Origin of the sequence: Streptomyces sp. NPDC051913 (assembly GCF_044593635.1) — a bacterium.
Classification (GTDB): Bacteria; Actinomycetota; Actinomycetes; order Streptomycetales; family Streptomycetaceae; genus Streptomyces.
Window position 1 is genome coordinate 477,781 of the sequence record NZ_JBIUCI010000001.1, and the last position, 21,518, is coordinate 499,298.

Genomic DNA, 21,518 nt, shown 5'->3' on the forward strand with positions numbered 1-21,518 from the left:
ACGGCCCGTCTGCACGGGCCGGGAACCGGCCCTCCGCCTGTTCGTCCGTGCGGTCGCCGCACGATCGGGCTGGTGCAAAGGGCCTCCCGGGCGGACGGCCCCGTGCCGTCCGCTGAGGATCCGACACCCGTGGTTCGGGTGTCGACCTGCTTGCCTTATGCCCTCGAACACGCGCTGCCATGCCAGTGCATATGACGGCGCGCTGGTGAACTCTCTGTTACTTCCGCCCCAAACGGGGTACTCGGGGCACCCCTTGGCGGAGTACGTGTGTCAGCCGCCGTAACGCCGGTGGCGTGCCGCGTAGTCGCGCAGGGCGCGCAGGAAGTCGACCTTGCGGAAGGCCGGCCAGAAGACCTCACAGAAGTAGTACTCGGAGTGGGCCGTCTGCCACAGCATGAATCCGGACAGCCGCTGTTCGCCGCTGGTGCGGATCACGAGGTCGGGGTCGGGCTGGTCGCCTGTGTAGAGGTGACGGCTGATCGCGTCGACGGTGACGGAGTCCGCGAGCTCTTCCAGCGAGGTGCCGTGGTGGGCGGCGTCCAGCATCATCGAGCGCATCGCGTCGACGATCTCCTGGCGGCCGCCGTAGCCGATGGCGACGTTGACGAGTATTCCGTCGACATGGACGGTCGCCTCCTCCGCCTCCTTCAGCGCCATCTGCATCTGGGAGGGCAGGATGTCGGGCGTGCCGACGTGGTGCACCCGCCAGCGGCCGTCCGCCGCGAGCGTCCGTACGACGTCCTCGATGATGCCGAGCAGCGGCCCGAGTTCGTCCTGCGGCCGGTCGAAGTTGTCCGTCGAGAGCAGCCACAGCGTGACGACCTCGACGTCCGTCTCGGTGCACCAGCCGAGGAATTCCTCGATCTTTTCTGCACCCGCCCGGTGACCGTGCACGGTGGTGGAGCCGGCGGCCTTCGCCCAGCGGCGGTTGCCGTCCATGATGACGCCGATGTGCTTGGGCACCTGAGCGTGGTCCAGGTGGCCTTCCACCCGGCGTGCGTAGAGCCTGACCAGCAGGCCACGCAGCTTGTCGCGCAGGTTCACGAGATTGTCAGCCCCTCCGTGCAGATGCGGTCCCCGCGCGCGGAAGCCTACCGGGACGGTGGAGGGACGCTTGAGCGCGGGTCGCGTACGACTTGAGGGCGCGGGCGGCGTCCGGGGTGCCGGCGGAGGTGCGGCGGGCACGCCTGGTGCGGGGGTCTTGGCAGGTGGGGGCGGTTCCGGCCCGGGCCGGGGCGGGTGGGGGCGCCGGGCCTGAGGGGGAGTGCGAGGACACAAAAAACGGGCCGGTCCGTGGGGGGGAGACGGACCGGCCCGAGGGGGGGTTTCCACCATAACCCTTCGTAAGTGATGCTGCGTGCATCGGCGTGCCACAACTACTCTCCGCAGTCATGCGGCGACGGCCCGGTGGTCGCGAAACACCCCATTCACGGCGGGCTCATGGCCGGAACACAGCTGATTCTCAGGGTGGTTGGGCGAGATCCGGTGAGATCCGGCGGGACCCGGAAGGCTCGTGGCATCGCCGACACCGTCCGGGCGTGTCGCGTTCGCATCCCCCACCCGGGTGACCCCGGCCCCGCGCGCACCCTTGACGCCGACCCCCCGGTCCCGCGAGCTGCGGGGCAGGGCACCGCGCAGCCCCCTCCGCTGCGCGGTACCACTCACGCAGCTTTGCTCACGCGAATTACCTTGGTCTGAACTTACGTGAGGAGAAGGTAAGAAGCGAGCTGACGGTGATAACGATGTGGAAACCTCGTGAGTCCCGTGAATACGAAGGGGGAATGAGGGATTAATGCGTAGATTGCCCTCTTTGCACTCCTCTACTGGGTGCGTCCTCGCCGACCCCAAGAGGACAGCTTCTGACCTCGTTCCGTCCTAGCGTCGCCCCATGACGACGAGCATCACGTGGGATCAGGCGAGCGCACGCCGACTCGACCGCCAGTTCCTGGCCATCTCCGCCCCCGAGGACGTCCCGGCCGCCGACGTGGTCGCCGCGATGCTCGGGGCGCACGCGCAGGTGATGTCCGCGGCCGAACTCTCCGTAGGGGTACGGAGCACCGGGCTGACCCGCGCGGACGTACGCACCGCACTGTGGGAGGACCGCTCCCTGGTGAAGACCCACGGCCCACGAGGCACTGTCCATCTCCTTCCCACCGCCGAGCTCCCCCTGTGGTGCGCCGCCCTGCCCGCCGTCCCGTCCGGCGCGGGCGGCCAGGCGCCGGACGTACGGCTGAGCGAGCAGCAGGCCGACCAGGTCGTGGCGGCGATCGGGGACGCCCTGGACGGCGTACACCTCACGATCGACGAACTGAACGAGGAGGTCGTGGCCCGCACGGGTCCCTGGGCCGGCGACCTGGTGATGCCCGCCTTCCAGACCCTGTGGCCCCGCTGGCGCCAGGTGCTGCACCGGGCCGGCCAGTCCGGCGCGCTGTGCTTCGGCCCGAACCGGGGCCGCAAGGTGACGTACACCCGCCCCCCGCACTTCGACCCGCTGCCGCCGAAGGAGGCGGTACGTGAACTCGTACGCCGCTTTCTGTGCGCCTACGGCCCGTCGACGCCGGCGTGGTTCGCCAAGTGGCTTGCGGCTCCCGGGGGTTGGGCGGTGCGGCTCTTCGCCCGGATGGCGGAGGAGGGCGACATCGAGCGGGTCGCCTTCGAGGGGGTGGGCGACGCGTGGGTGGCGGCCGGGGACACGGAATTCCCGGGCGCGGGGACGGGGCGCGGGCCGACGCGGGGGCGCGTGCCTGGGGTGCGGCTGCTGCCGTACTTCGACGCGTACGGCATCGCCGCGCAACCCCGGGAGCGGCTGTTCCCCGGGGACGCGTACCGCAGGGCACTCGCGGGCGGCCAGGCCGGCAACTACCCGGTGCTGCTGGTGGACGGCGTGGTGGCCGGCGTCTGGCACCAGCGGCGCCAGGGGCGTCGTACGACGGTGACGGTGGAGCCGCTCGGGCGGCTGACGGCGTGGCAGGAACGGGAGTTGGCGGAACAGGTGGAGAGGGTCGGGGAGGTATGGGAGGTGGAGCGGGCGGAGCTGGTGGTGGGCGAGGTGACGACGGGGCCGCACGCTTGAGTCTCAGGCGGAGGGCTGGGGCTTGCGGGCCTCGTGGGTAAGGCTGGGGGCTAGCGGGCCTCGTGGGGCTGGGGGCTAGCGGGCCTAGTGGGGCTGGGGCTTGCGGGCCTCGAAGAGGTGGCGGGAGCTGTGGGCGACGAAGGGGCCCTCGGACTCGATCCGCTCGTGCAGGGAACGGAGTTGGGGCTCGTACTTCTCGACGGTGAAGTCCGGGACCATCCACACCACCTTGCGCAGGAAGTGGACGACCGCGGCGATGTCGTAGAACTCCATCCGGAGGCGTTCCGAGCGCAGGTCGACGATCTCCAGACCGGCGGCCTCGGCACCCGCGCGCTCCCGCTCGGGGAGGCGGACGGCGCTCTGCTCGCCCGGGAGCGGTCCGAGGAAGTGCTCGACGAGCTCGAACACGCTGCGCGCGCCGACATGTTGGGCGAAGTACGTCCCGCCGGGCCGCAGCACGCGCGCGATCTCCGGCCAGTTCGGGCTGACCGGATGCCGACTGCTGACCAGGTCGAAGGCCTCGTCCGCGAAGGGCAGCGGCGCGTCTTCGGGGACGGCGACGACGGCGACACCGCGGGGGCGGAGCAGGGCGGTGGCCTTGGTGACGTTGGGCGGCCAGCCCTCGGTGGCGACGGCGAGGACGGGGGCCTTCGGCTCGACCTGGGCGAGGGCGAAGTCGAGCACCTCCCCGCCCCCGGTCTGGATGTCGAGGGCGGCGGTCGCGCCGGCGAGCCGGTCGGCCATCGCGGTGGCGTACCCCCACGAGGGTCGCGCCTCGGTGGCCCGCCCCTCGAACCAGGAGAAGTCCCAGCCGTCGGTGGGGACTGCGGCACCCTCGGCGACGAGGTCGTCGAAGGCGGGGTGCTGACGGTGGTTTTCGGCGGCGGCGGGCATAGGGATGATCGTCGCAGAGCGATGTCAGTGGGCGCTGCTAATTTTCCGGCATGACGAATGCTGAGGTCACGGAGGACATGGGCGCCGGGATGCCGTACCGCGGCGGTGAGAAGGAGACGCTGCGGGCGAGCCTGGACCGGCATCGGGACGCGGTGCTGTGGAAGCTGGAGGGCCTGGACGACGAGCGGCTGCGCCGCCCGATGACGCCGTCGGGCACCAGTCTGCTGGGCCTGGTCAAGCATCTGGGGTCGGTGGAGTACGGCTGGTTCGCGGAGACCTTCGGCGGCGAGGTGGAGAAGTTCTGGTTCGACCCGGAGACGGACGAGGACATGCGGGCCGACCAGGGTGAGACGACGGCGCAGATCGTCGAGTTCTACGGTCGGGCGAGAGCGGCGGCGGACCGGGTGATCGCGAAGACTCCGCTGGAGGGGCTGGGCCGCCCGTCCTGGCGTGACCACGAGGTGTCCCTGCGCTGGGTCCTCGTCCACATGATCGAGGAGACGGCTCGGCACGCCGGGCACATGGACGTGGTGCGGGAGCTGATCGACGGGGCTACGGGGGATCACCGGCGGGGGTGAGGTGGCCGGGGAGCTCGAGGAGGGTGTGTTCGTCGTCGCCGTGCCACACCGTGCCGGTGTGCCGGAAGCCGAGCTTCTCGAGGAGCCGTACAGAGGCGGTATTGCCGATGAAGGGATCGGCGTAGAGCGGCCGGACGGGCTCCTCGTACTGAAGAAACAGCGTCAGGGCGGCGCCGCCGACGCCTCTCCCCCAGTACTCCCGCCCGAGCCAGTACCCGAGGAACCGCCGTTCCCCTTCCTCTTCCTCCCACCAGCTGACGACATGCCCGGCGGGCCGGTTGTCCACGGTGACGGTGCGGACGAGACAGCTCTCGTCACCGAGGACGCTGTCGCGCCAGTGATCCATGAACCGCTCGCGCGGCCGGGCGGTGAACCGGGACCGCCGCAGGGCCTCTTCGTCATGCTCGAAGGCGAGGAACCATTCGAGGTCGGTGTCTCTGACGGCCCGCAGCCGCACCCTCCCGCCCGCACCGGCGCTCATCACGGCACCAGCGGCCGTACTTCCTCCGCCGCGAACCGCACGAACCCCTCCGGGTCCGGCTCGTCCCCGGTCGGCTGAAGAATCACGGCGTCGGCCCCGGCCTCGGCAAGCCGCTGAACGGCCTTGGCGACGGCACCCGCGTCGCCGGCGACCCCGAGATCGGGAACGTCCTGAAGCCCTTCGTCGGCAAGCTCGGCGCGCAGCCGCCGAGCGGCGTCGGGCCCGGTGGCGGTGAGAAGGTAGACGACGACGCGATGCGTTCCGGTGCCCCGGTCCCCGCGCCCGGCGGATTCCCGCCCCTCGTCGATGAGTTGCCGCGCCCGTCGTACGCCGTCGGCGGTGGTGGAGGCCGTGAGGATGGTCCCGTCGGCGGCTTCCCCGGTGAGCCGGAGGGTACGGGGGCCGGTGGCGCCGGCGAGGACAGGCACGGGAGCGGTCGGCGCCCAGTCAAGGCCGACGTCATCGAGACGGACGTACCGCCATCGCTCGTCGGTGGTGACGCGTTCCCCTCTCAACAGCGCCCGCAGCGCGACGAGATGCTCCCGCAGCAAGGTCACCGGCGACTCGACCCGCGCCCCGACCTGCCCCATCCAGTCCTGCACACCGTGCCCGACGCCGACGACGGCCCGTCCGGGGAACATTCGGTCCAGGGACGCGATCTCCATGGCCGTGATGGCGACGTTGCGCAGCGGCACGGGAAGCAGCCCGACGCCGATCTTTACCCGCTCGGTCCAGGCGAGGGCTGCTGCGGCTGTGGAGACGCCACCCTCTCTGAAGCAGTCCTCCCAGAGCCAGAGCTCATCGAGAGCGGACTCGTCGGCGAGGCGGGCGATGTCGCGGAGGCGTTCTGGGGGGAGTTGGGGGCGGAAGACGGCGCCTAGTGCGGTCATGGGGACCTTCCTACCCAGGGGGAGGGGGCTGGACAACTTCTTTACGCGCTGCTGGTCCACGCCCCGATCTCCTCCGGCCGCTCGAAGCGAACCGTCTCCGCAATCTGTCTGAGGATGACGCGGTACTCACCCCGACGCGCGACGGCGGTGGTGCTCAGCGTGAGCACGGCCAGGCGTCGGCAGTCAGGGTGCGGCAGATGCGCTTGGACCTGGAGAAGCGGTTGCGGTACCAGGCCGGGCGACCCCGACGGCCGTAGCAGCCGCTCGCTCAAAGCCGCCGGCCCGCAGGGCAGATCAAGAAAATCGACGTGGTCGTGACCTTCGGCTGACGTGACTGCCCGGGCTGCGGTCACTCCGCGCGGGGCAACGTTGGAACCGCACCAGGAGATGGTGAGGAAAGAAAACAGAAGGCGGTGGCCACCTGTGTCCGTCTCCTCCACGTCATCACGGTGCAGGCCCACTGCGCAGTAGACCATCCCCACGTCGCGGAGGGCGGCCAGCGTTTGCTGCGCCTTCGCGATGTGGGCGATGAACTGTTGGCGAGCCAGATCGTCTGGTGCCGAGTACAGCAGCGGAGCAGCCGCTGCCCGTAAGTCGTCGACGGCCGCCGAGTCCGGAGCCGGGAGCAGAGCATCGAGTGGCAATTCAGTGAAGCCGGCGGGTTCGGCGAACCAGAGTTCCGCGAGGGGGTCGTTCAGGGAGTCGTGAAGAAGGATCGTGGGGGCGGTCACAGCGTGCCTCTCCGCGCAGTTCAGGGGTGTGCCGGTGATACGCCGGCCTGTCGCCCACGCTCGACGTCGGCAGGTGTGGCGCCCCAGTCAGCGAAGCGCTGTCCACTGCGTACATCGGTCTTCTGCTCAACGATGTGGAGCCTCCGAGGAGCTGTCCCCTTCGCAGTAGGTGCACCGATCACCCCCACGAAGCGTGGATCGCCCGCGAACCAGACCGTTTCGATCTCGGCCTTCAAGTGGGGCTTGGCACGGGGCGCCATACGGCGGCTCCACCATCCGGTGCGGAAGTGTTCAGCGAAGACGAGTGGCATCCGGTGATCGGTACGGGCTGGATTGGGCAGCTCGAACCATCCGTACTGACGGCCAAGCACTTCTGGCCTCCTGGTCAGTCCGTGCGGGATGCCGGGTACGACCTGCCAGGGGTACGTGCGCAGGATCCGAAGCATCCACAGTGCCGGTCCGAAGTAGCGGAATTGAGTCACAGCCCGGTATGCGCCGTAGATGAAGTAAGGCATGCAGATCCAGACGACCCAGCCGGGACCTTGGTGGGAAATTCCCAGTAGTGCAACCCAAATGCCGATCCAGCCAATGAAGCCGATGGCATTCATGGCCATGTGCGCTGCCCAGGCACGACGGGTGGGTGGATGGTCCCATGCAGTGGCATGCTCAACGGGGGTCACGAGGCCTTTTCCTTCCTGTGGAACCTCAGAAGACATGAGTCGCCAACCTGAAAATTCCGGCGTTATCGAGGACAAGACGTGAACCATCGACACTTGCGACCATTCCGTCCTTGATACCGCTGGCGTCCGCATCCACCGCTTTGTCGTACAAGCCGAATCCGCCCGTCCCGACACCGGTCAGCCCGGAGGTTGCCTCGACGGCTCGGGCAGCCATTTCTGGGTTGCTGCAACTGCGGACGGCTCGCGCGATCAAGGGATTGTCCAGCCGACTGATGGTCCCCGCTTCGTCGAAGGTCTTGGAGCCGTAGGTGGCCGCCTTCTGCCAGAAGCCAAGGCTCTGGCTGCCCGCTCGAATCGCCTGCGTAGCCTCGACACCTCCCTTGACCACGGCTCCCACGCCAGGCAGGGCCCCAGCCAGATCCGCCCCCGCCGAAACCGCGTTGCTCCAGAAGTCGGCGTCGAGCTCACCCTTGGTGATCCCGTCCCAAAGCGAAGCCCGCACCTCCGGGGCCGAGATTCTCAGCCCGAAGCCCGCCAAGCTGATCGCCGACGACGTGAGCATGAGTGTTGCGATCGTGGCCAGGCTCCAGCCGAGTGGGCCGGAGAGCAGCAGCGCGGCCACTGCGAGCGCGCCCGCCACGAAGCTCAGGATGTCCGGGAGGTTGTCGCCCAGCCAGTCGAGGGCCTCGTCGAACCAGCCCGGTTCGTGCGGGACGAGTTTCTTTGTCGCGTCCCGGATCTTGCCCGCGCGATGCTTGGCTTTGCTCTCGTGCTCTTCGGCGAGCTTCCGCGCCTTACCGATGACCTTGTCGAGTTCGGCCTGCGCCTCCTCGACATCGGCATTGGCGTGGGTCAGGGCCTTCTGCGCGGCATCGCTGTCGGACCCTTTTCCCTCCAGGTGGGGGTCGTCCGCCGCCTTGGTCGCCCGCCCCTTCGCCCGCGCCACCACCTCTCGGGCGTCCTTCGCGTCCTCTTCGAGTTTCTTGGCACGCCGCTGGTAGTCGTCGAGTTCGCTCTCCCAGCGGACCAGTTGCTTGCCCGCCTTGCGGAGGGAATGTGCGGCGTTCTTCAGATTCAACGGCAGCGGGCCACCGTCGAGTTGCTCGCGGAAGGCGACCGCGGCACCGCCCTCCCAGCAACTGCCGTCGAGCAACTTGGTCACCAAGTCGCGTGCGTCCTCAAGAGTCTTGGCGCAGTCGGCAAGCTTCTTGTGCAGCCCCCGTACGGTCTCGGTGTCGCCCGGCACCGGATTGAAGCCCAGGTGAGGGTAGTGAGGGTTCGGGACAGGCGCAGTCGTCTGCAGGCCTTGGGGTTTCCTGAGGTCGTCGTCGTACTGTTGGTACCGGGAGTCGGTGGAGCGGGTCCGCTCGACACCGGGTGTGAGGGTCACTTCCCGCCCCTGCGCTTCGCTTCCCGTACGGCCTTCTCCAGAGCCGCCTCCAGCGCCTTGTCCACCTCGCGGTAGCTGTCCCGGCTCTTGCCGATGATCTCGGCGAGGTCTTCCGTCTGCTTGCCGATCTCCTCGGCTCCGTACTTCCAGTCGTCCTGGAAGTCCTCACACGCGGAGTCGAGATCATCCGTGCCCAGCCCTCGGATGTCGGCACCTGACAGCGCCTTGCGCACGCCCGCGAGCGAGCTGGTCGACTTCCTCAACTTGCCCATGAACTTGGAGAGTTCATCACCGTCAACGGCCAGCCGACCCGCCATGCACTCGCTCCCCGCTCTTGCCGTGTGCGCGAGTGACGGACTCTATCCACGCCACCTGCTCAGCAAGGCGGGCGATCACTCTCCCGAGGGGAGTGATCGCCCGACTGTGGGACCCTGCGATCGTCAGCGGTTGACGGCCTGGATCTCCTGTACGACGACGTTCTGCGTGGCGCCGAAGTTGCCGTCGTCGAGGTCACCGCCCGTACCGCCGGTGCCGGTCCAGTGGATCTCCCACGTGACCGTCGCGCGGAGCGGGAACGTGCCGTCGCCGGACGACCGCAGGTACTTCACTCCGCAGACCGGGGTCTCGTCGGCCTTCCCCTTGGCGTACGGCTCACCGATCCGGCCGTCGTTGATCTCGCAGACGCCGGACGCCGGGTAGGTCACGGCGTCGGCGGTGCCGGGCTCGATCTTCAAGGAGACGGGTTCCGCGGTCGCGGTCGCCTCGATTCGGAGCACCGGGACGGAGGCCGTGACGGACACCGGCTTGAAGGCGGCGCCGTCGAGCCACGCCCAGGTGGGGAGGTTGACCTTGGTCGCTTCGGCGGGAGCCAGGGTCACCTCGGTGCCCGGGACGCGGATCTCGTTGTAGGCGAGTTCGGCGAGGATCTCGGGGGTGACGGCGTTCTCGTACTGGGCCGGCGGGGCGTCGCCCGTGTCCACCCAGAACGGTCCCTTGTCACAGGAGTCCCAGCCCGGGGGGTAGCTCTTGTCGACGTAGGAGTCCCACCAGTAACCCTTGCCGGTCTTGTCCTTGTTGAAGCCCTTTTCCTCGTCGTCCGCGTTGTACTTCTTCCGCTGCTCGGCATCCCACTCGTAGCCGGTCGACTCGGCTTCCCAGATCGGCTCCAGCGTCTTCTGGAGCTGCTCCGGGGTGTATTTGGGCGCGTACCAGCAAGGCGGCGGGGTCCAGGAGGTGCTAGACGTCAGGGCGCCGGTGGAGGTGCCGCTGCCGTTCTTGGAACGGTCGAAGACGACGCCTCCGGCGGTGACGCTGAGGGTGCCGTCGTCGCTGGCGTTGGCATTCTGCTCGGTATCGCTGGAGTCGAGAGTTCCCCCGGTCGGGGAGTCATCGGCCTGTGCCACTCCGGGCACAGCAAGGAGCCACAGGCACGCCCCGACAGCAATGCCCCCGTGAATCCTCTTCATTGCGCGTGTCAGGGCTGGCACTTGGCGCTCCCCCTCTGCGAGACGATCTTCTGGATCGCCCACACACCCTTGTCGTTCTTCTTGAGGGAGGTGTGGTAGATCACGTAACTATCAGCAGTGACCTTGGTCTTTTTGACCTTGTTGGTCTTGAGGTCTTTCACGTACGCCTTCCCCTGGTCCTCGCAATAGCTGAGGGAAGCGGTGCCGTCCTTGTCGACGGCCACTTCGGGGTTATAGAAGCGGTAGGCCCCGGTAATGCTGGCCTTGGCGTCCACGTACTCCTGCACGAACTTCTGCACACCGACCGCGGCCTCCCCCTCGTAGTAGTAGGGGTAGGCCTTGTCGAGTGCGTCCTGGTTCACGATCGCCAGGTCCACCGCCTTAATGGACTGCTCTCCGTCGGCCAGAACCGCATCCTTGTCCTGATTGCCCGTCTTGGGCCAGTCAAAGGCATAGCTCAGATCCGACGGCAGTTCGATCTTCGGGCGGTTCGCTGCTGTCGATGCGGAGGCAGTCGGTGAAGCCGATACGCCACCGCCGGTGTCCGCTCCCGCGATCTTGTCGTTGTCGTCCTTGGAGCTGTCATCGCTCCCGCACGCGGACAGCGTCAGGGCCGCTGCGGCGGTCAGCGTGAGCGCTGCGATCAGGGTGGGGCGGCGATTCACGATCGGCTCCTGGTGAGGCGAGGCTTCTCTTGAGCGAACCAACGCTATCCAGCGGGATGGGGTGACACCAGGGTGAAGCGGAGCACTTGGGGGTATGTATGGGGCCAAATCGTGCACTCCCAGGCTCGATTGAGCGGTCACGGTTGGGTAACGCGGGGGCAGGCGGCCCGAGCGCACGGCGAACTGGTTGTTCCACTTATGAATGAGCAAAGGAGGAAGTGGTGATGTCGCTCGCCGCCGGTCTTATTCGCGGCTGGCACTTGGCGCTTCCTGCCGTCGCCATCCACCGCGGGCTCAGGGTGAGGTCAGCCTCCTGGAGTGTGGCCTTCTTGGGTGAGGAACGCTATCCAAGGGGCGGGGCAGCACACGCCCTCTGTGCTTTCGGGCGGGAGAGAGGTGGGACGGGCGTGGGGCGGCGGTTTCGGGATGGGCGGGGAGTGTTGGTTGTGCGGGGGGAGGCGGGGGCGGTTTCTGTTCCGGTAGAGGTCGCCGCCTCCTATCGGGCCCGCACCAAAGGGCTGTTGGGGCGGGACGGGGTTGAGGGGGCCATGCTGTTGTCGCCCGCCAACAGCGTGCACACCTTCCGGATGCGTATGGCCATCGACGTCGCCTATCTCGATCGCGACCTCGTCGTCATCGCCGTCCGGACCATGAAGCCCGGGCGGTTGGGGCTGCCGCGGGTGCGGGCCCGGCATGTGGTGGAGGCCGACGCCGGTGTCATGGCCGGGTGGGGGTTGCGGAGCGGGGTGCGGGTGGAGGTCGTGGCCGAGGCTGGGGCCGGCTCCGCTGCGTAGGGGTGGGTGGGGCGGGCGTACGCGACGGTTACCAACCCACCTCCTGCTCCCCCACCACCTCACTCCCGATGTACGCCGCCAGTTTGCGGGCCCTCGGCAGGTCGCCCCACTTGTCCGTGTGGACGAAGACGGTGTGGTGCTCGGTCCAGGTGTCCCACTGGGCGTGGCTGCCGTGGAAGACGACCTGGACGCCGTCGTATCGCGGCGTGCCGTGGCAGTCCGCCTCGTCGTCCTCCGGCCATCTGCCGTGCCAGTCGATGGAGGCCGTCCCCGTGCCGAGAGCCGCCACGAAGAGGTCCTCCACCTCTCCCCTCGGGAACTCCTCCGAGAGGTCCAGGGGCAGGGCCGCCTCCAATGTGGCGTCGTCCGCCGTCGTCACGTCCGCATCGAAGCTGAGGTACTCGCCCGTGGTCGGGTCCTTGCGGGCGTTCAGGTAGTCGTACGGGCCCTGCGGGAGCGCCCGCGCCATCCTGCGTACGTCCGCGACCGTGTGCAGCTCGGCCATCAGCCATACCTCGTCCGCGATCTGCTCCAGGAGCCCTACCAGGCGCTTGGCCTGCGCGTATGCCGTCGCCGCGTCGGTGGTGCGGAGCACCGGGTATGCCTTGGAGTTGCCCATGGGCGGAGCCTCGCACGGCGTTGCGAGCGGTCGCCAATCGGTTTCGCCGGCCGCCCATTGCGCGTTACGGGGCAGGGGGCGTGATTGTCAGCCCCTCGATGAAGGGGGTGAAGGTGGTGGTGGGGAACGTGAGGGTGGGGCCTGAGGGGGTTTTGGAGTCGCGGACGGCTACGTGGGTGGTTGTGTTGGCGATCTCCACGCAGGCGTTGCCGTCATCGGGGCCTGAGTAGGACGACTTCCGCCAGTTGTCCATAGGGTGCCTCACAGGTCTTTCGCCAGCCGGTGGATGAAGTCACGGGACCGGTCGGGGTCGAGTGATACAGCTTCCACCTTACGGAAGCGCGTTCGAAAGACCTCGAGTTGGGCTTCGGAGTCGACGAACGCCAAGCCGTGAGGTACGTCGCGCACAACCGTGTCCAACTTGGAGAGGGTGCCGCCGACATACGTCATGGCGCTGGCTGCACTGCCGAAGCCGTCCAGGTCGAACGGGATCACACGGACCGTGATGCTGTCAGCCTCGGAGACCTCTACCAGTTTGGCGAGTTGGGCCCTGGCCACAGCACGGTCGCCGACCCTGATCCGCAGGGCACATTCGTGAATCACCAACTCGTAGGGGGTGGTGATCTGTTGGCGTCGCAAGCGGTGACGGAGACGAAGTTCCAGCTCGTCCTCGGCGAGCTCGGGCACTCTGGAGGAGAAGACAGCGCGAGCGTAGTCCTCCGTCTGCACCAGACCCGGGACGTACAGAATCGCCACCTCGTGCAGGAAAGTGGCGTGGTGCTCCAACTCCGCGAGATCCAGGAAGGACGTGGGCAGCAGCCCCCGGCACTCTTCCCACCACCCGCGTGTTCGGTCCGTGGCCATGGCGACTAGCGCGCTGATGAACTCCTTGTCCGTGCAGGCGTAGTGGGACGCGAGTCGATGCAGACGCTGCTCGCTCACTCCCTTCATCCCGGACTCGATCTGGCTGATCTGGACCCTGTTCACCCCGAGCAGCGCCGCCGCCTCGATCGCCGTGAGCCCTGCCGCCTCGCGAAGCCTGCGCAGTTCGACCGCCAGACGCATCTGACGCGCAGTTGGTTCACGCCTCGGGACCATCCGCCGCTCCTCGACTCAACAGGCCTGCCGGTGACGCCCGTTAGGGGCCAGATTACGCGATCAGCTTGCCGGAAGTTACATGTACCCCCTACCGTCAGTGACGCACCGCACACACTGCGGAAGTGCACCGCCCCGCCCTGCCACGGCGCCGGCGGCACCGCCACCGCGCACCACTCACCCCCCACCGACCGGGAGCCGACCATGCCCGAAACCGAATCCGTCCCCTGGGAGTACACGCTCTACATCCCGAACGACGTCCGTTCCGTCACCGTCAGCCGCCGTACCCTCCGCCTCATCCTCACCCTGCACGGCCTGATCCGCCTCGTCGACGTCGCGGAGCTCCTCGCGGCCGAGCTGGTCTCCAACGCCGTACGGCACACGAAGGGGCCCGCCGCCCTGCGGGTCCGTTGGGCGGCGGGGGTACTGCGCATCGGGGCGTGGGACGCCGACCCTCAACCGCCGGAGCCGGTCACGGAGTTGGGGCTCACGGAAGAGGGACGGGGGCTCGTGCTGATCCGGGCCTGTGCTGACCTGTGGGGCTGGCAGCCTCTGTCCCGGGATGGCCGGCGAGGCAAGTACGTGTGGTGCGAGCTTGCCGCCGCTTGAGTCGCTTCGCCGCGCTGACCTGGAGAAACGGAAGTGTCCCGTCCATGTCCTTGATCCGTAACGATCGCGGAGGGTGTCTGGATCGGTGCGCTCCGCTGTGCAGAATCGGAGCGCCAGTCCAGGCCAATCACACGGGGGAACACCATGGGCGCTGCCCGCATCAGACTCAGGACGTACGCCCTCGGCGCCGCCGCCGTCGCCGCGCTGCTCACCTCGACTGCGTGCGAGGCGGGCGGGGGCGGTGACGACGGGGCGACGAGCGGTACGCCGTCCAGCTCGTCCAGCAGTACGCCGAGCGCGTCCGCCTCCGGCGCGCCCGGTACGGCCACCCCCGACAACGACAGCAACGACGACGACAACGCCGGCGGCGAGACCTCCGGTGAGGAGGCCAGGCCCTGCACCGACTCCGACGTCTCCGTCGTCACGAAGGTCTACCCGCACGACGAGGCCCGGCATCTGCTCCTCACGGCGACGAACATCAGTGACTCGAAGTGCACGCTGTACCTGTACCCGTACGTGTCCTTCGGCGACGGTGCCGTGGAGCAGATCGGCCCGATGGAGTCCAAGCCGAAGAAGCTCGCGACGGTCGCACCGGGCGGGAAGGGGTACGCGGGGTTGTTGCTGTGGCGGGCTGACGAGGAGACGACCGCCGTGAAGTCGATGACGATCGGCTTCGTGGACATCGAGAACGTCGAGGCGGGGGTGGCCCAGCTCGCCGTCGAGTTCCCCGAGGGCACGGACTTCCTGAACGTCGGGGATCCCGCCGTCAGCGCCACCCCTCAGGTCACGTTCTGGAACACCGACCTGGCGGCGACCGAGAAGTTCATGTTCGCCAGGTGACGGTGCCCCGTACGCTCGCGTGACCGCGCTCAAGTCCCGTATGCCGACTGGTATGAATGGTGAATGCAGGAAGATACGGCGCGGTCCGCGATCGACACCTTCATCTCCGCCTTCAACGCCTCGGACGACGCGTATGTGACGTCGTTGCTCTCGCAGGCTCTGACTTCGGACGTCGTCTTCTGGGGGCCGCTCGGTCGTAGCGAGGGGATCGAGGCGGTCGAGCGGTTCGTGCTGGACATCCGACGGCATCCGGCCGGGGCCGGCACGATGGTGCGCTGCTCGGCCGTGGACATGCCCGACGAGTGGGCGCGCTACGAGTGGGTCTTCACCACCCCGGACGGCGGTCCCCGTCTCGCGGGAACGGACGTCGTCCATCTGCGCCGGAGCCTCATCGACCAGATCATCGTCTTCGCCGGGGAGATCAAGCCGTCCGGCTCCTGACCGACGCCGTGCGTCCCGCTCTCCCGCCTCCATCGCTGTTTCCACTGCCACAACCGGCGGCGCCCAGTGCCCCCAACGTCAGCTCTCCGTGCGCGGGAAGGAGACCTCCACCCTTCGGTTCTTCTTCCGGCCCGTCTCCGTCGAGTTGTCGGCGATCGGGTACTGCTCGCCGTAGCCGCGCACCTCGTATGTGATGCCCGCGTCGTTCAGTTCCTCGTCGAGGACGTCCTGGACCGCGTTCGCCCGCTGGCGGGACAGGACGTCGCCGTGCGCCGACGAACCCAGGTTGTCGGTGAAGCCGAAGACCCTGATCCGTGTCGCGTTCTGCTTCTTGATCTCGTCCGCGATCGCGGCGATACGGGCCTTGGAGTCGTCGCTCAGCTTCGCACTGTCCTTGCTGAACAGGACCTCGGCCTGGAGTGCGAACTTGACGTCGGCGTTGGTGTCTTCGCGGCGTTCCTCGCCGCCTTCGTCCTCCACGACCTGTTTGATGTCGAGGACCTTCGGCTCGGCCAGGGTGGCGCCTTCGGGGAGCTTCAGGTCGGGGTCGTTCGGGTCGACCTTCACGGGGGCGGTGGCGGTGGCTTCGGTGCCCGGGGGGACGCTGGGCGTCTCGTCGGCGTGGGCGGACGTGACGCCGTAGAGGTTGGTGACGATCAGGACCGTCGCCGCGGCCCAGGCCACGCGGGAGGAGGTGAGGGTCATCGCCTGCCTCATCCGGAGATCTTGATCGTGGCGCTGGAGAAGGTGGGGAGTTGGAGGGTGACGTCTGTGGTGGATTCGGGTGGGGACGGGAACTGCATGAAGACCGCGAGTTCCTCCCCTGCCTTGAGCGTGGAGAAGCCTGTCGTGGTCAGCGGGCGGCCCTCTGTGTCGCGCAGTACGTAGTAGCGCTTCTTCTCCTTGGAGTCGACGAGGGTAGCGCCGCCCAGCGACCGGCCGTGTGCGATGACCTCCGTCTCGTCGCCCCGCAGCAGCATCGGCACCGTGACCGACTTGGCGCTGTCGTTCTTCAGGGTGCCGTTCACGGTGACGAATCCACCGGCGTCCCGCTCGGCGGTGGTGATCTGGAGGAGCAGCCCGCTCGAACCCTTCAACTCGGCTTGGACATCGTCCGACTGGCCCTCCTGCGGGCTCGGGTCGGACCCGTCCTTCTGCGGAGCGGACGCCGTCGTCTCCGGCTTCTTGTTGTCGTCGTCACCGCCTCCACCACAGCCGGCCACACCGGCGGCCAGTCCGGCCGCGAGTGCCAGCGCGACCGCCCCTCTGCGGGCCTTCGCCGTGAACCGAATGCTGCTCATGCTTCCGCTTCCTTCGTCACTCGTCGTTCGCTTGTCAGTCGGCCAGGTGGACATCGAAGAGGTCCTCGGGCTCGGGCAGAACGCCGAGGTCCTCCGGGTCCAGGTCCCAGTTCCTGTCCTTGCAGGAGAGGCGCGGCAGTACGTCGTCCGCCGCGTCCTCGGCCGGGGGTTCGAACGTGCACAGGGACTCGATCTCGGCGGTGGCGGACGCCGTCGACTGCTTGTCCTCCGTGCCGGGGATGACGGACTCCCCCACGGTCTTGTTGGTCCTCACCTCGACCGTGTAGGCCAACGGCCCCTCCGGGGCGCACGACAGCACCACGGCGTCGTTCTGCGCCGCCAGTTGCTCCGCACGTCCGCACGAAGGGTCGAGTCCCTCCGCGTTGCCGTCGAAGATGTCCTGCCACTTGGTCGGGTCGAGGACGTCCGTCACCCACAGGTCCGCGAGCTGGTCCCGCCGGTCCTGGGCTGCCGCGAGGGCCGCCGCGTCGGCGGCCGTATCGGCACCGTTCTTGTTCGCCGCGGCCTGGCCGACCGCAAGGTACGCGAACGCGAGAAAGAGCAGGCCGCCCACCACCGTGATGTAGATGGGGAAAGCCTGCCCTGCGTCTCCGCGAGCGCGCCCGCGCATCAGCCCGTGATCTGCCCGATCTGTGTCGTGATCGCGTCGGCGATCTGTGCGCCGAAGTCCGTGCTGAGGAGAACAAGGATGATCGCGACGACCACCGCGATGATGCCCAGGTACTCCACCGCCGTCTGGCCCTTGTCGTTCCGCCCGGCGCGGGCCTTGAGGTACGAGACCGTGGTGTTGATCCAGTTGCTCATGGCGTTGCCCTCCGTTGTCCGTGGTACGAGCAACGTACGAGGGAACGACCTTCTCCTCAGAGGGTCCCAGGGCCCAAATCCGGGCCCAAAACCCGGTCACCGCAGGTCTCCGTAGGAATCCGGTGCCGTCCCGAGCCACTTCGCCGCGGCCTCGGCGCGGCTGGTGCTGTGGAGTTTGGCGAAGATGCGGTTGATGTGGTTCTTGACGGTCTTCTCGCTGATGAAGCAGGTGGCGGCGATCTGCTGGTTGTTCATGCCGGACGCGATGAGTTCCATGACCTCCGCCTCCCTCGCGCTGAGTTGATAGCGAGACTGTGCCACAGATGGTTGCAGTTGCGAAAGGGTTTTGGCAGAACTGGCTTGTGGATGGGGATTTGAGATCTCTGTATCGTATGCAGTTGCACTCGCCACGCCGAGGTTCTCCGGCAGGGTCGCGGCCTTCGAACTGCGCAGTCGGGCCATGACCGCGCCCGCCGCCGACGCCGTCAGGTGGGCGCTTCCGGTTCCTGCGTCCCGTACCGCCGCCACCAGTTGGTCCGTGGTGAACTCGCCGTGCACCAGATAGCCGCCGGCGCCTCGGCGCAGGGCCTCGTGGACGATCTCCGACTCGCTGCTGTACGTCAGCATCAGGACCGGGGCGATCGGCACCAGGTGCGGAAGTGCCGAGATGCCGTCGACGCCGGGCATGCGGACGTCCAGGAGGATCACGTCGGGGCGGTGGCGGTGGGCGGCCTCGTATGCCTCGCGGCCGTCGGCCGCCTGCGCTACGACGGTGATGTCCTCGTGGCCGGAGAGCAGGGCGGTCAGGCCCGCGCGAACCACCGGGTTGTCGTCCGCGACCAGCACCCGCAAACGGGTCGGCATCACGCGGCCTCCTCTCGGATCGTGGCCAGCGGGAGTTCCAGGCGGACCTCCGTGCCCTTGGAGTGGTCTCCTCGGCCGATGCGGATGCGGGCACCGAGCGCTGCCGCCCGTTCGACCATGCCTACGAGGCCGAAGTGGCCGGCTCTGCGCAGCTGTTCGAGCGTGAGATCGTGCGGGAGGCCCCGGCCGTCGTCGTAGACCGTGATGCGCAGGAGGTCGCCCTCCACCCCGCCGCTCACGTCCACGCGGGTCGGGGAGGCATGGCGGTGGGCGTTCTCCATGGCTTCCGTCGCGATGGTGAGGAGTTGGCGGGCGACGGGAGGCGGGAGCGGGGGGAGATGGTGGTCGCCGGTGGGGTGGTAGGTGGCGGGCAGGCCCGTACGGGTGCTGAAGTCGGCTGTTCTGGCCGCCAGTTCCGCCATGACGTCGGTGCCGTGGTCCGGGGTCTCCTGGCGGCGGAGGTCGGCCAGGAGTTCCCGGGATTCCGCTGCTGCCCTGCGGGCGGAGCGGGCCACCAGGTCGGCCTGCTGCCGTATGCGTGCCGGGTCGGTGTGCGCCGCCCCCGCCGACGTCGCCAGACTGTCCGCGGCCAGGGCCACGCCGTGCAGGGTCTTCGCCACCGAGTCGTGCATCTCGCGGGCCAGGCGGGCGCGTTCCGCGCTGACCGCTTCCGTCGCCGCGAGGCGGGCCTGGACCGTGGTGAGGGCCTGGGTCGCCGCGCCGAAACGGAGCATCAGGTTGCGCAGGGTCACACCCATGGCTCCGGTCACCACACAGAGGCCCGGGAGGAGGAGGGCCTCGGCGACCGTGGGGTGGAGGTCCTTGGAACCGGCGTAGACCGTGACGAGTATCAGGCCCTGGAGGGAGGCGAAGCAGCCTGCGCCTCGCCAGCCGTAGACGAGGCCCGCGAGCAGCGGGGTGCAGACGCTGACGTAGGCGAGGGTGGTGTCCGGGCCGGCCGAGATCAGGAGCAGGGCGCCGAAGAGGGTGTCCGCGGCCAGGAGGGTGGGGTGGCGGAGGAGCAGGGGGCCGAAGCGTTCCCAGTCCCTGAAGAGGACGTACGAGCCCATGAAGGTGACCAGTACGGCCGCGGCGACCAGGCGTGCGCTCAGGCCGGGGGCGGCGTTGAGGAGGGCGGCGGGGGCGGCGAGCGCGATCATGGCCAGGCGGAAGCCGAAGACCTGACGGCACATGGCTTGGAGGGCGTTGGTCTGGAGGGGGATGGTGGGGGCGGGTGCGGAGGTGAGGGCGGGTGCGGGTGGGGCCTGTGGGGGCTCAGCGGCGGGTGCGGGTGGGTCCTTTGGGGGCTCAGCGGCGTCGGCGGCTGACCGTATAGAACGGCTCCGCAGCAAACGGAAGCCATCCGCTACCGCCCTGGTCCCCGGCTGTCGCCCCGGCTGTGGCCTCGGCCTCGTCATAGCCATCCCGCCCCCTCCCTACTTCCCCGTGATCGAACCGAAGTCCGTCCCCGAGCCCAGGATCAGGCCCGCGCCCAGGAGGAGCATCGTGGCCGGGACCATGAAGGTGGTGATCATCATCGTGGCCTTGGGGACCGCGCGGGCGGCCTTGCGGCGGGCGTTCTGGGCGTCGGTGCGGCGCATGTCCTTGGCGAGGGCGATGAGCGTGTCGACGATCGGGGCGCCCAGCTCCTCGCCCTGCTGCAACGCCGTCACGAACATCGCGACCTGTTCGGAGTCGTTGCGGCGCCGCAGTTCCGCGAACGCCTGACGGCGGCTCATGCCCAGGTCCATCTGGCGGAGTGTGATGCGGAGTTCGTCCGCCCACGGACCCTCGTACTTCGTGGCGACGCGGTCGAGGGCCTGGCGGAAGCCGAGGCCCGCGCTGACCACCACCGCGAGGACGTCCAGGAAGTCCGGCAGGGTGCGCTCGATGACGTCCTTGCGGACGCGGATCGCCGACCAGATGCCGACCTCGGTCCAGAAGACCCCGAACGCGAAGAGGAGCAGGGCCAGGAGCAGGTTGCCGCGCATCAGGGACAGCAGGCCGCCGAAGCCGCCCAGGAAGCCGTACACCGCCCGGCGCGCCGCGTAGCGGTCGATCGTCAGGCCCCCGGGGTTGCCCGCCAGGTCGATCTTCCTGCGGTACTTGGCCACCTGCTTGGGGCCCATCAGGCGCAGTACCGCCGGCGCGTACCGCATTCCCAAGCGGTCGATCACCGAGTCCACCGCGCCCGTGCGCGTGGCGCCGATCTCCAGGGCGAGGACCAGGTCGCTCGGCAGTTTCGCGTCCGCCCGGTACATGCGGATTCCGGCGAAGACGCCCCAGACGGCCAGCCCCATCAGCAGTGCGAGTCCTATCGCCATCTCTCCGCCCCCTTCAGACGTCGATACGGGACAGACGGCGGATGAGGATGAACCCGACCGCGTACATCGCGAACGCGACGATCACCACCCCTTGGCCCACCGGGGAGCCGGTCATGCGGTCCAGGGCGCCGTCCTTCACCCCGTTCATCAGGAAGAGGGAACCGATGCCGAGGATCGGGACCGCGTACGACGTCATGTTGACCTGGGAGAGCTGGGTGCGGACCTCACGACGGGTCTCCTTCCGTTCTTCGAGGGTCTCCGTCAAGTTCCGCAACGCGCCCACGACCTGACCGCCCGCCCGGTTGGACAGCACCAGGGTCGTGACCAGTACCACCAGCTCACGAGAGGGCAGGCGCTCCGCCATCTCTCCCAGGGCGTCGTCGAGGGACGCGCCCAGGGAGAGTTGGTTGGCCACCTTCCCCAACTCCTCGCCCGCCGGGGCCTCCAGCTCCTCCGCCGCCATCCCGATCGCCGTGCGCAGGGCCAGGCCCGCCTGGGTCGCGTTCGCCAGGATCCTGGAGAGTTCGGGGAGTTGGTTGATGAACTTCTCGATGCGCTTCTGGCGTTGCCAGTTGAGGAACTGGAGCGCCGCCCAGATGCCCAGGAGGCCGGCGATGGGGCCGAAGAAGGGCGCCAGGGACGCCTGGCCGACGAGGAACAGGCCGGCCGCGCTCGACATCATGTAGACGAAGAACTCGCCCGGTGTGATGTCCAGGCCGGTGGCCGCGAGGCGGAGTTCCAGTTTCCTGCCGAGCTTCGTGCGGCGCAGCCGCCGGTCCAGTTTCGGGAAGCGGCGCCTGCGACCGCCCGCCTCGATCTGGCCGGTGGACGAGAGGCGGTCGATGAGGGCCTGGCGCTGGGCCTTGCCCATGGCGTACGCGTGCAGGCCCGCCACCGCGAGGCCACAGGTGACCAGGGTGAGGCCGGTGGCCAGCTGGACCAGGGTTTGCAGTTCCAT

The 21,518-nt window shown here is 68.5% G+C and carries 27 protein-coding genes; 6 read left to right on the top strand and 21 right to left on the bottom strand.

Annotated elements, in window-relative coordinates; genetic code table 11:
- Nucleotides 1-270 precede the first annotated feature (270 nt).
- Nucleotides 271-1,044 (bottom strand): isoprenyl transferase, encoded by a 774-nt coding sequence (locus ACIHIX_RS02190; protein WP_399948779.1) that lies wholly within the window; start codon nt 1,042-1,044, stop codon nt 271-273.
- Between the two features lie 844 nt (nt 1,045-1,888).
- Here ACIHIX_RS02190 and ACIHIX_RS02195 point away from each other — a divergent pair.
- A complete protein-coding gene (locus ACIHIX_RS02195; protein WP_399948781.1) occupies nt 1,889-3,073 on the top strand; it encodes a winged helix DNA-binding domain-containing protein in 1,185 nt (394 codons plus the stop codon).
- An 84-nt stretch (nt 3,074-3,157) separates the two neighbouring features.
- Here ACIHIX_RS02195 and ACIHIX_RS02200 read toward each other — a convergent pair whose 3' ends face one another.
- Nucleotides 3,158-3,967 (bottom strand): methyltransferase domain-containing protein, encoded by an 810-nt coding sequence (locus ACIHIX_RS02200; RefSeq protein ID WP_399948782.1) that lies wholly within the window; start codon nt 3,965-3,967, stop codon nt 3,158-3,160.
- A gap of 50 nt (nt 3,968-4,017) precedes the next feature.
- Between ACIHIX_RS02200 and ACIHIX_RS02205 the strand changes: the two genes are divergently transcribed.
- Complete coding sequence (locus ACIHIX_RS02205) at nt 4,018-4,545, top strand: DinB family protein (RefSeq protein WP_399948784.1); 528 nt, start codon at nt 4,018-4,020, stop codon at nt 4,543-4,545.
- On the opposite strand, the gene ACIHIX_RS02210 is transcribed toward ACIHIX_RS02205, so the two are convergent.
- The 8 genes from ACIHIX_RS02210 to ACIHIX_RS02245 all read right to left on the bottom strand — a co-directional run bounded on the left by ACIHIX_RS02210 (nt 4,520) and on the right by ACIHIX_RS02245 (nt 10,848).
- Nucleotides 4,520-5,026 (bottom strand): GNAT family N-acetyltransferase, encoded by a 507-nt coding sequence (locus tag ACIHIX_RS02210; RefSeq protein ID WP_399948786.1) that lies wholly within the window; start codon nt 5,024-5,026, stop codon nt 4,520-4,522. The two genes, ACIHIX_RS02205 and ACIHIX_RS02210, sit on opposite strands and share 26 nt — an antisense overlap.
- Nucleotides 5,026-5,916 carry an LLM class flavin-dependent oxidoreductase gene (locus tag ACIHIX_RS02215; protein WP_399948788.1) on the bottom strand — a complete coding sequence of 297 codons (891 nt, stop codon included), beginning with the start codon at nt 5,914-5,916 and terminating at the stop codon, nt 5,026-5,028. The genes ACIHIX_RS02210 and ACIHIX_RS02215 overlap by 1 nt, the downstream gene beginning before the upstream one ends.
- Before the next feature lie 41 nt (nt 5,917-5,957).
- Nucleotides 5,958-6,647 (bottom strand): hypothetical protein, encoded by a 690-nt coding sequence (locus tag ACIHIX_RS02220; RefSeq protein ID WP_399948790.1) that lies wholly within the window; start codon nt 6,645-6,647, stop codon nt 5,958-5,960.
- A 20-nt stretch (nt 6,648-6,667) separates the two neighbouring features.
- Nucleotides 6,668-7,327: a hypothetical protein gene (locus ACIHIX_RS02225; protein ID WP_399948792.1), complete on the bottom strand. Its 660-nt coding sequence runs from the start codon at nt 7,325-7,327 to the stop codon at nt 6,668-6,670.
- A 25-nt stretch (nt 7,328-7,352) separates the two neighbouring features.
- Complete coding sequence (locus tag ACIHIX_RS02230; protein WP_399948794.1) at nt 7,353-8,717, bottom strand: hypothetical protein; 1,365 nt, start codon at nt 8,715-8,717, stop codon at nt 7,353-7,355.
- On the bottom strand, nt 8,714-9,034 hold the full coding sequence (locus tag ACIHIX_RS02235) for a hypothetical protein (protein WP_399948795.1): 321 nt from the start codon (nt 9,032-9,034) through the stop codon (nt 8,714-8,716). Before ACIHIX_RS02235 ends, ACIHIX_RS02230 begins: the two co-directional genes overlap by 4 nt.
- 123 nt (nt 9,035-9,157) lie before the next feature.
- A complete protein-coding gene (locus ACIHIX_RS02240; protein ID WP_399948797.1) occupies nt 9,158-10,204 on the bottom strand; it encodes a hypothetical protein in 1,047 nt (348 codons plus the stop codon).
- Nucleotides 10,192-10,848: a hypothetical protein gene (locus ACIHIX_RS02245; protein ID WP_399948799.1), complete on the bottom strand. Its 657-nt coding sequence runs from the start codon at nt 10,846-10,848 to the stop codon at nt 10,192-10,194. The genes ACIHIX_RS02240 and ACIHIX_RS02245 overlap by 13 nt, the downstream gene beginning before the upstream one ends.
- 407 nt (nt 10,849-11,255) lie before the next feature.
- On the opposite strand from ACIHIX_RS02245, the gene ACIHIX_RS02250 reads away from it, so the two are divergent.
- The gene (locus tag ACIHIX_RS02250) at nt 11,256-11,642 is read left to right on the top strand and encodes a DUF192 domain-containing protein (protein WP_399948801.1); all 387 of its coding nucleotides are present in this window, start codon (nt 11,256-11,258) and stop codon (nt 11,640-11,642) included.
- Between the two features lie 28 nt (nt 11,643-11,670).
- On the opposite strand, the gene ACIHIX_RS02255 is transcribed toward ACIHIX_RS02250, so the two are convergent.
- The 3 genes from ACIHIX_RS02255 to ACIHIX_RS02265 all read right to left on the bottom strand — a co-directional run bounded on the left by ACIHIX_RS02255 (nt 11,671) and on the right by ACIHIX_RS02265 (nt 13,359).
- Nucleotides 11,671-12,261 carry a hypothetical protein gene (locus ACIHIX_RS02255; RefSeq protein WP_399948803.1) on the bottom strand — a complete coding sequence of 197 codons (591 nt, stop codon included), beginning with the start codon at nt 12,259-12,261 and terminating at the stop codon, nt 11,671-11,673.
- 64 nt (nt 12,262-12,325) lie between these two features.
- On the bottom strand, nt 12,326-12,514 hold the full coding sequence (locus tag ACIHIX_RS02260) for a DUF397 domain-containing protein (RefSeq protein ID WP_399948805.1): 189 nt from the start codon (nt 12,512-12,514) through the stop codon (nt 12,326-12,328).
- A gap of 8 nt (nt 12,515-12,522) precedes the next feature.
- Nucleotides 12,523-13,359 carry a helix-turn-helix domain-containing protein gene (locus ACIHIX_RS02265; RefSeq protein WP_399948807.1) on the bottom strand — a complete coding sequence of 279 codons (837 nt, stop codon included), beginning with the start codon at nt 13,357-13,359 and terminating at the stop codon, nt 12,523-12,525.
- Between the two features lie 201 nt (nt 13,360-13,560).
- Between ACIHIX_RS02265 and ACIHIX_RS02270 the strand changes: the two genes are divergently transcribed.
- The 3 genes from ACIHIX_RS02270 to ACIHIX_RS02280 all read left to right on the top strand — a co-directional run bounded on the left by ACIHIX_RS02270 (nt 13,561) and on the right by ACIHIX_RS02280 (nt 15,246).
- The gene (locus tag ACIHIX_RS02270) at nt 13,561-13,965 is read left to right on the top strand and encodes an ATP-binding protein (protein ID WP_399948809.1); all 405 of its coding nucleotides are present in this window, start codon (nt 13,561-13,563) and stop codon (nt 13,963-13,965) included.
- 144 nt (nt 13,966-14,109) lie between these two features.
- Nucleotides 14,110-14,805 (top strand): DUF4232 domain-containing protein, encoded by a 696-nt coding sequence (locus ACIHIX_RS02275; protein ID WP_399948811.1) that lies wholly within the window; start codon nt 14,110-14,112, stop codon nt 14,803-14,805.
- Between the two features lie 63 nt (nt 14,806-14,868).
- Nucleotides 14,869-15,246 carry a nuclear transport factor 2 family protein gene (locus ACIHIX_RS02280; RefSeq protein WP_329335228.1) on the top strand — a complete coding sequence of 126 codons (378 nt, stop codon included), beginning with the start codon at nt 14,869-14,871 and terminating at the stop codon, nt 15,244-15,246.
- Between the two features lie 78 nt (nt 15,247-15,324).
- Here ACIHIX_RS02280 and ACIHIX_RS02285 read toward each other — a convergent pair whose 3' ends face one another.
- From ACIHIX_RS02285 to ACIHIX_RS02320, 8 genes are all read right to left on the bottom strand, one after another.
- Entirely contained in the window at nt 15,325-15,963 is a 639-nt protein-coding gene (locus ACIHIX_RS02285) for an OmpA family protein (protein WP_399948814.1), read from the bottom strand.
- The gene (locus tag ACIHIX_RS02290; RefSeq protein WP_399948815.1) at nt 15,960-16,547 is read right to left on the bottom strand and encodes a hypothetical protein; all 588 of its coding nucleotides are present in this window, start codon (nt 16,545-16,547) and stop codon (nt 15,960-15,962) included. The genes ACIHIX_RS02285 and ACIHIX_RS02290 overlap by 4 nt, the downstream gene beginning before the upstream one ends.
- Nucleotides 16,548-16,581: 34 nt before the next feature.
- On the bottom strand, nt 16,582-17,178 hold the full coding sequence (locus tag ACIHIX_RS02295; RefSeq protein ID WP_399948817.1) for a pilus assembly protein TadG-related protein: 597 nt from the start codon (nt 17,176-17,178) through the stop codon (nt 16,582-16,584).
- Nucleotides 17,178-17,372, bottom strand: a complete 195-nt coding sequence (locus tag ACIHIX_RS02300) for a Flp family type IVb pilin (protein ID WP_399948819.1) — start codon at nt 17,370-17,372, stop codon at nt 17,178-17,180. The genes ACIHIX_RS02295 and ACIHIX_RS02300 overlap by 1 nt, the downstream gene beginning before the upstream one ends.
- Before the next feature lie 96 nt (nt 17,373-17,468).
- Entirely contained in the window at nt 17,469-18,236 is a 768-nt protein-coding gene (locus ACIHIX_RS02305; RefSeq protein WP_399948821.1) for a response regulator, read from the bottom strand.
- Complete coding sequence (locus ACIHIX_RS02310; RefSeq protein ID WP_399948823.1) at nt 18,236-19,660, bottom strand: sensor histidine kinase; 1,425 nt, start codon at nt 19,658-19,660, stop codon at nt 18,236-18,238. Before ACIHIX_RS02310 ends, ACIHIX_RS02305 begins: the two co-directional genes overlap by 1 nt.
- A 12-nt stretch (nt 19,661-19,672) precedes the next feature.
- Nucleotides 19,673-20,560 carry a DUF5936 domain-containing protein gene (locus ACIHIX_RS02315; RefSeq protein ID WP_329335242.1) on the bottom strand — a complete coding sequence of 296 codons (888 nt, stop codon included), beginning with the start codon at nt 20,558-20,560 and terminating at the stop codon, nt 19,673-19,675.
- A gap of 13 nt (nt 20,561-20,573) precedes the next feature.
- Entirely contained in the window at nt 20,574-21,518 is a 945-nt protein-coding gene (locus ACIHIX_RS02320; protein WP_399948825.1) for a type II secretion system F family protein, read from the bottom strand.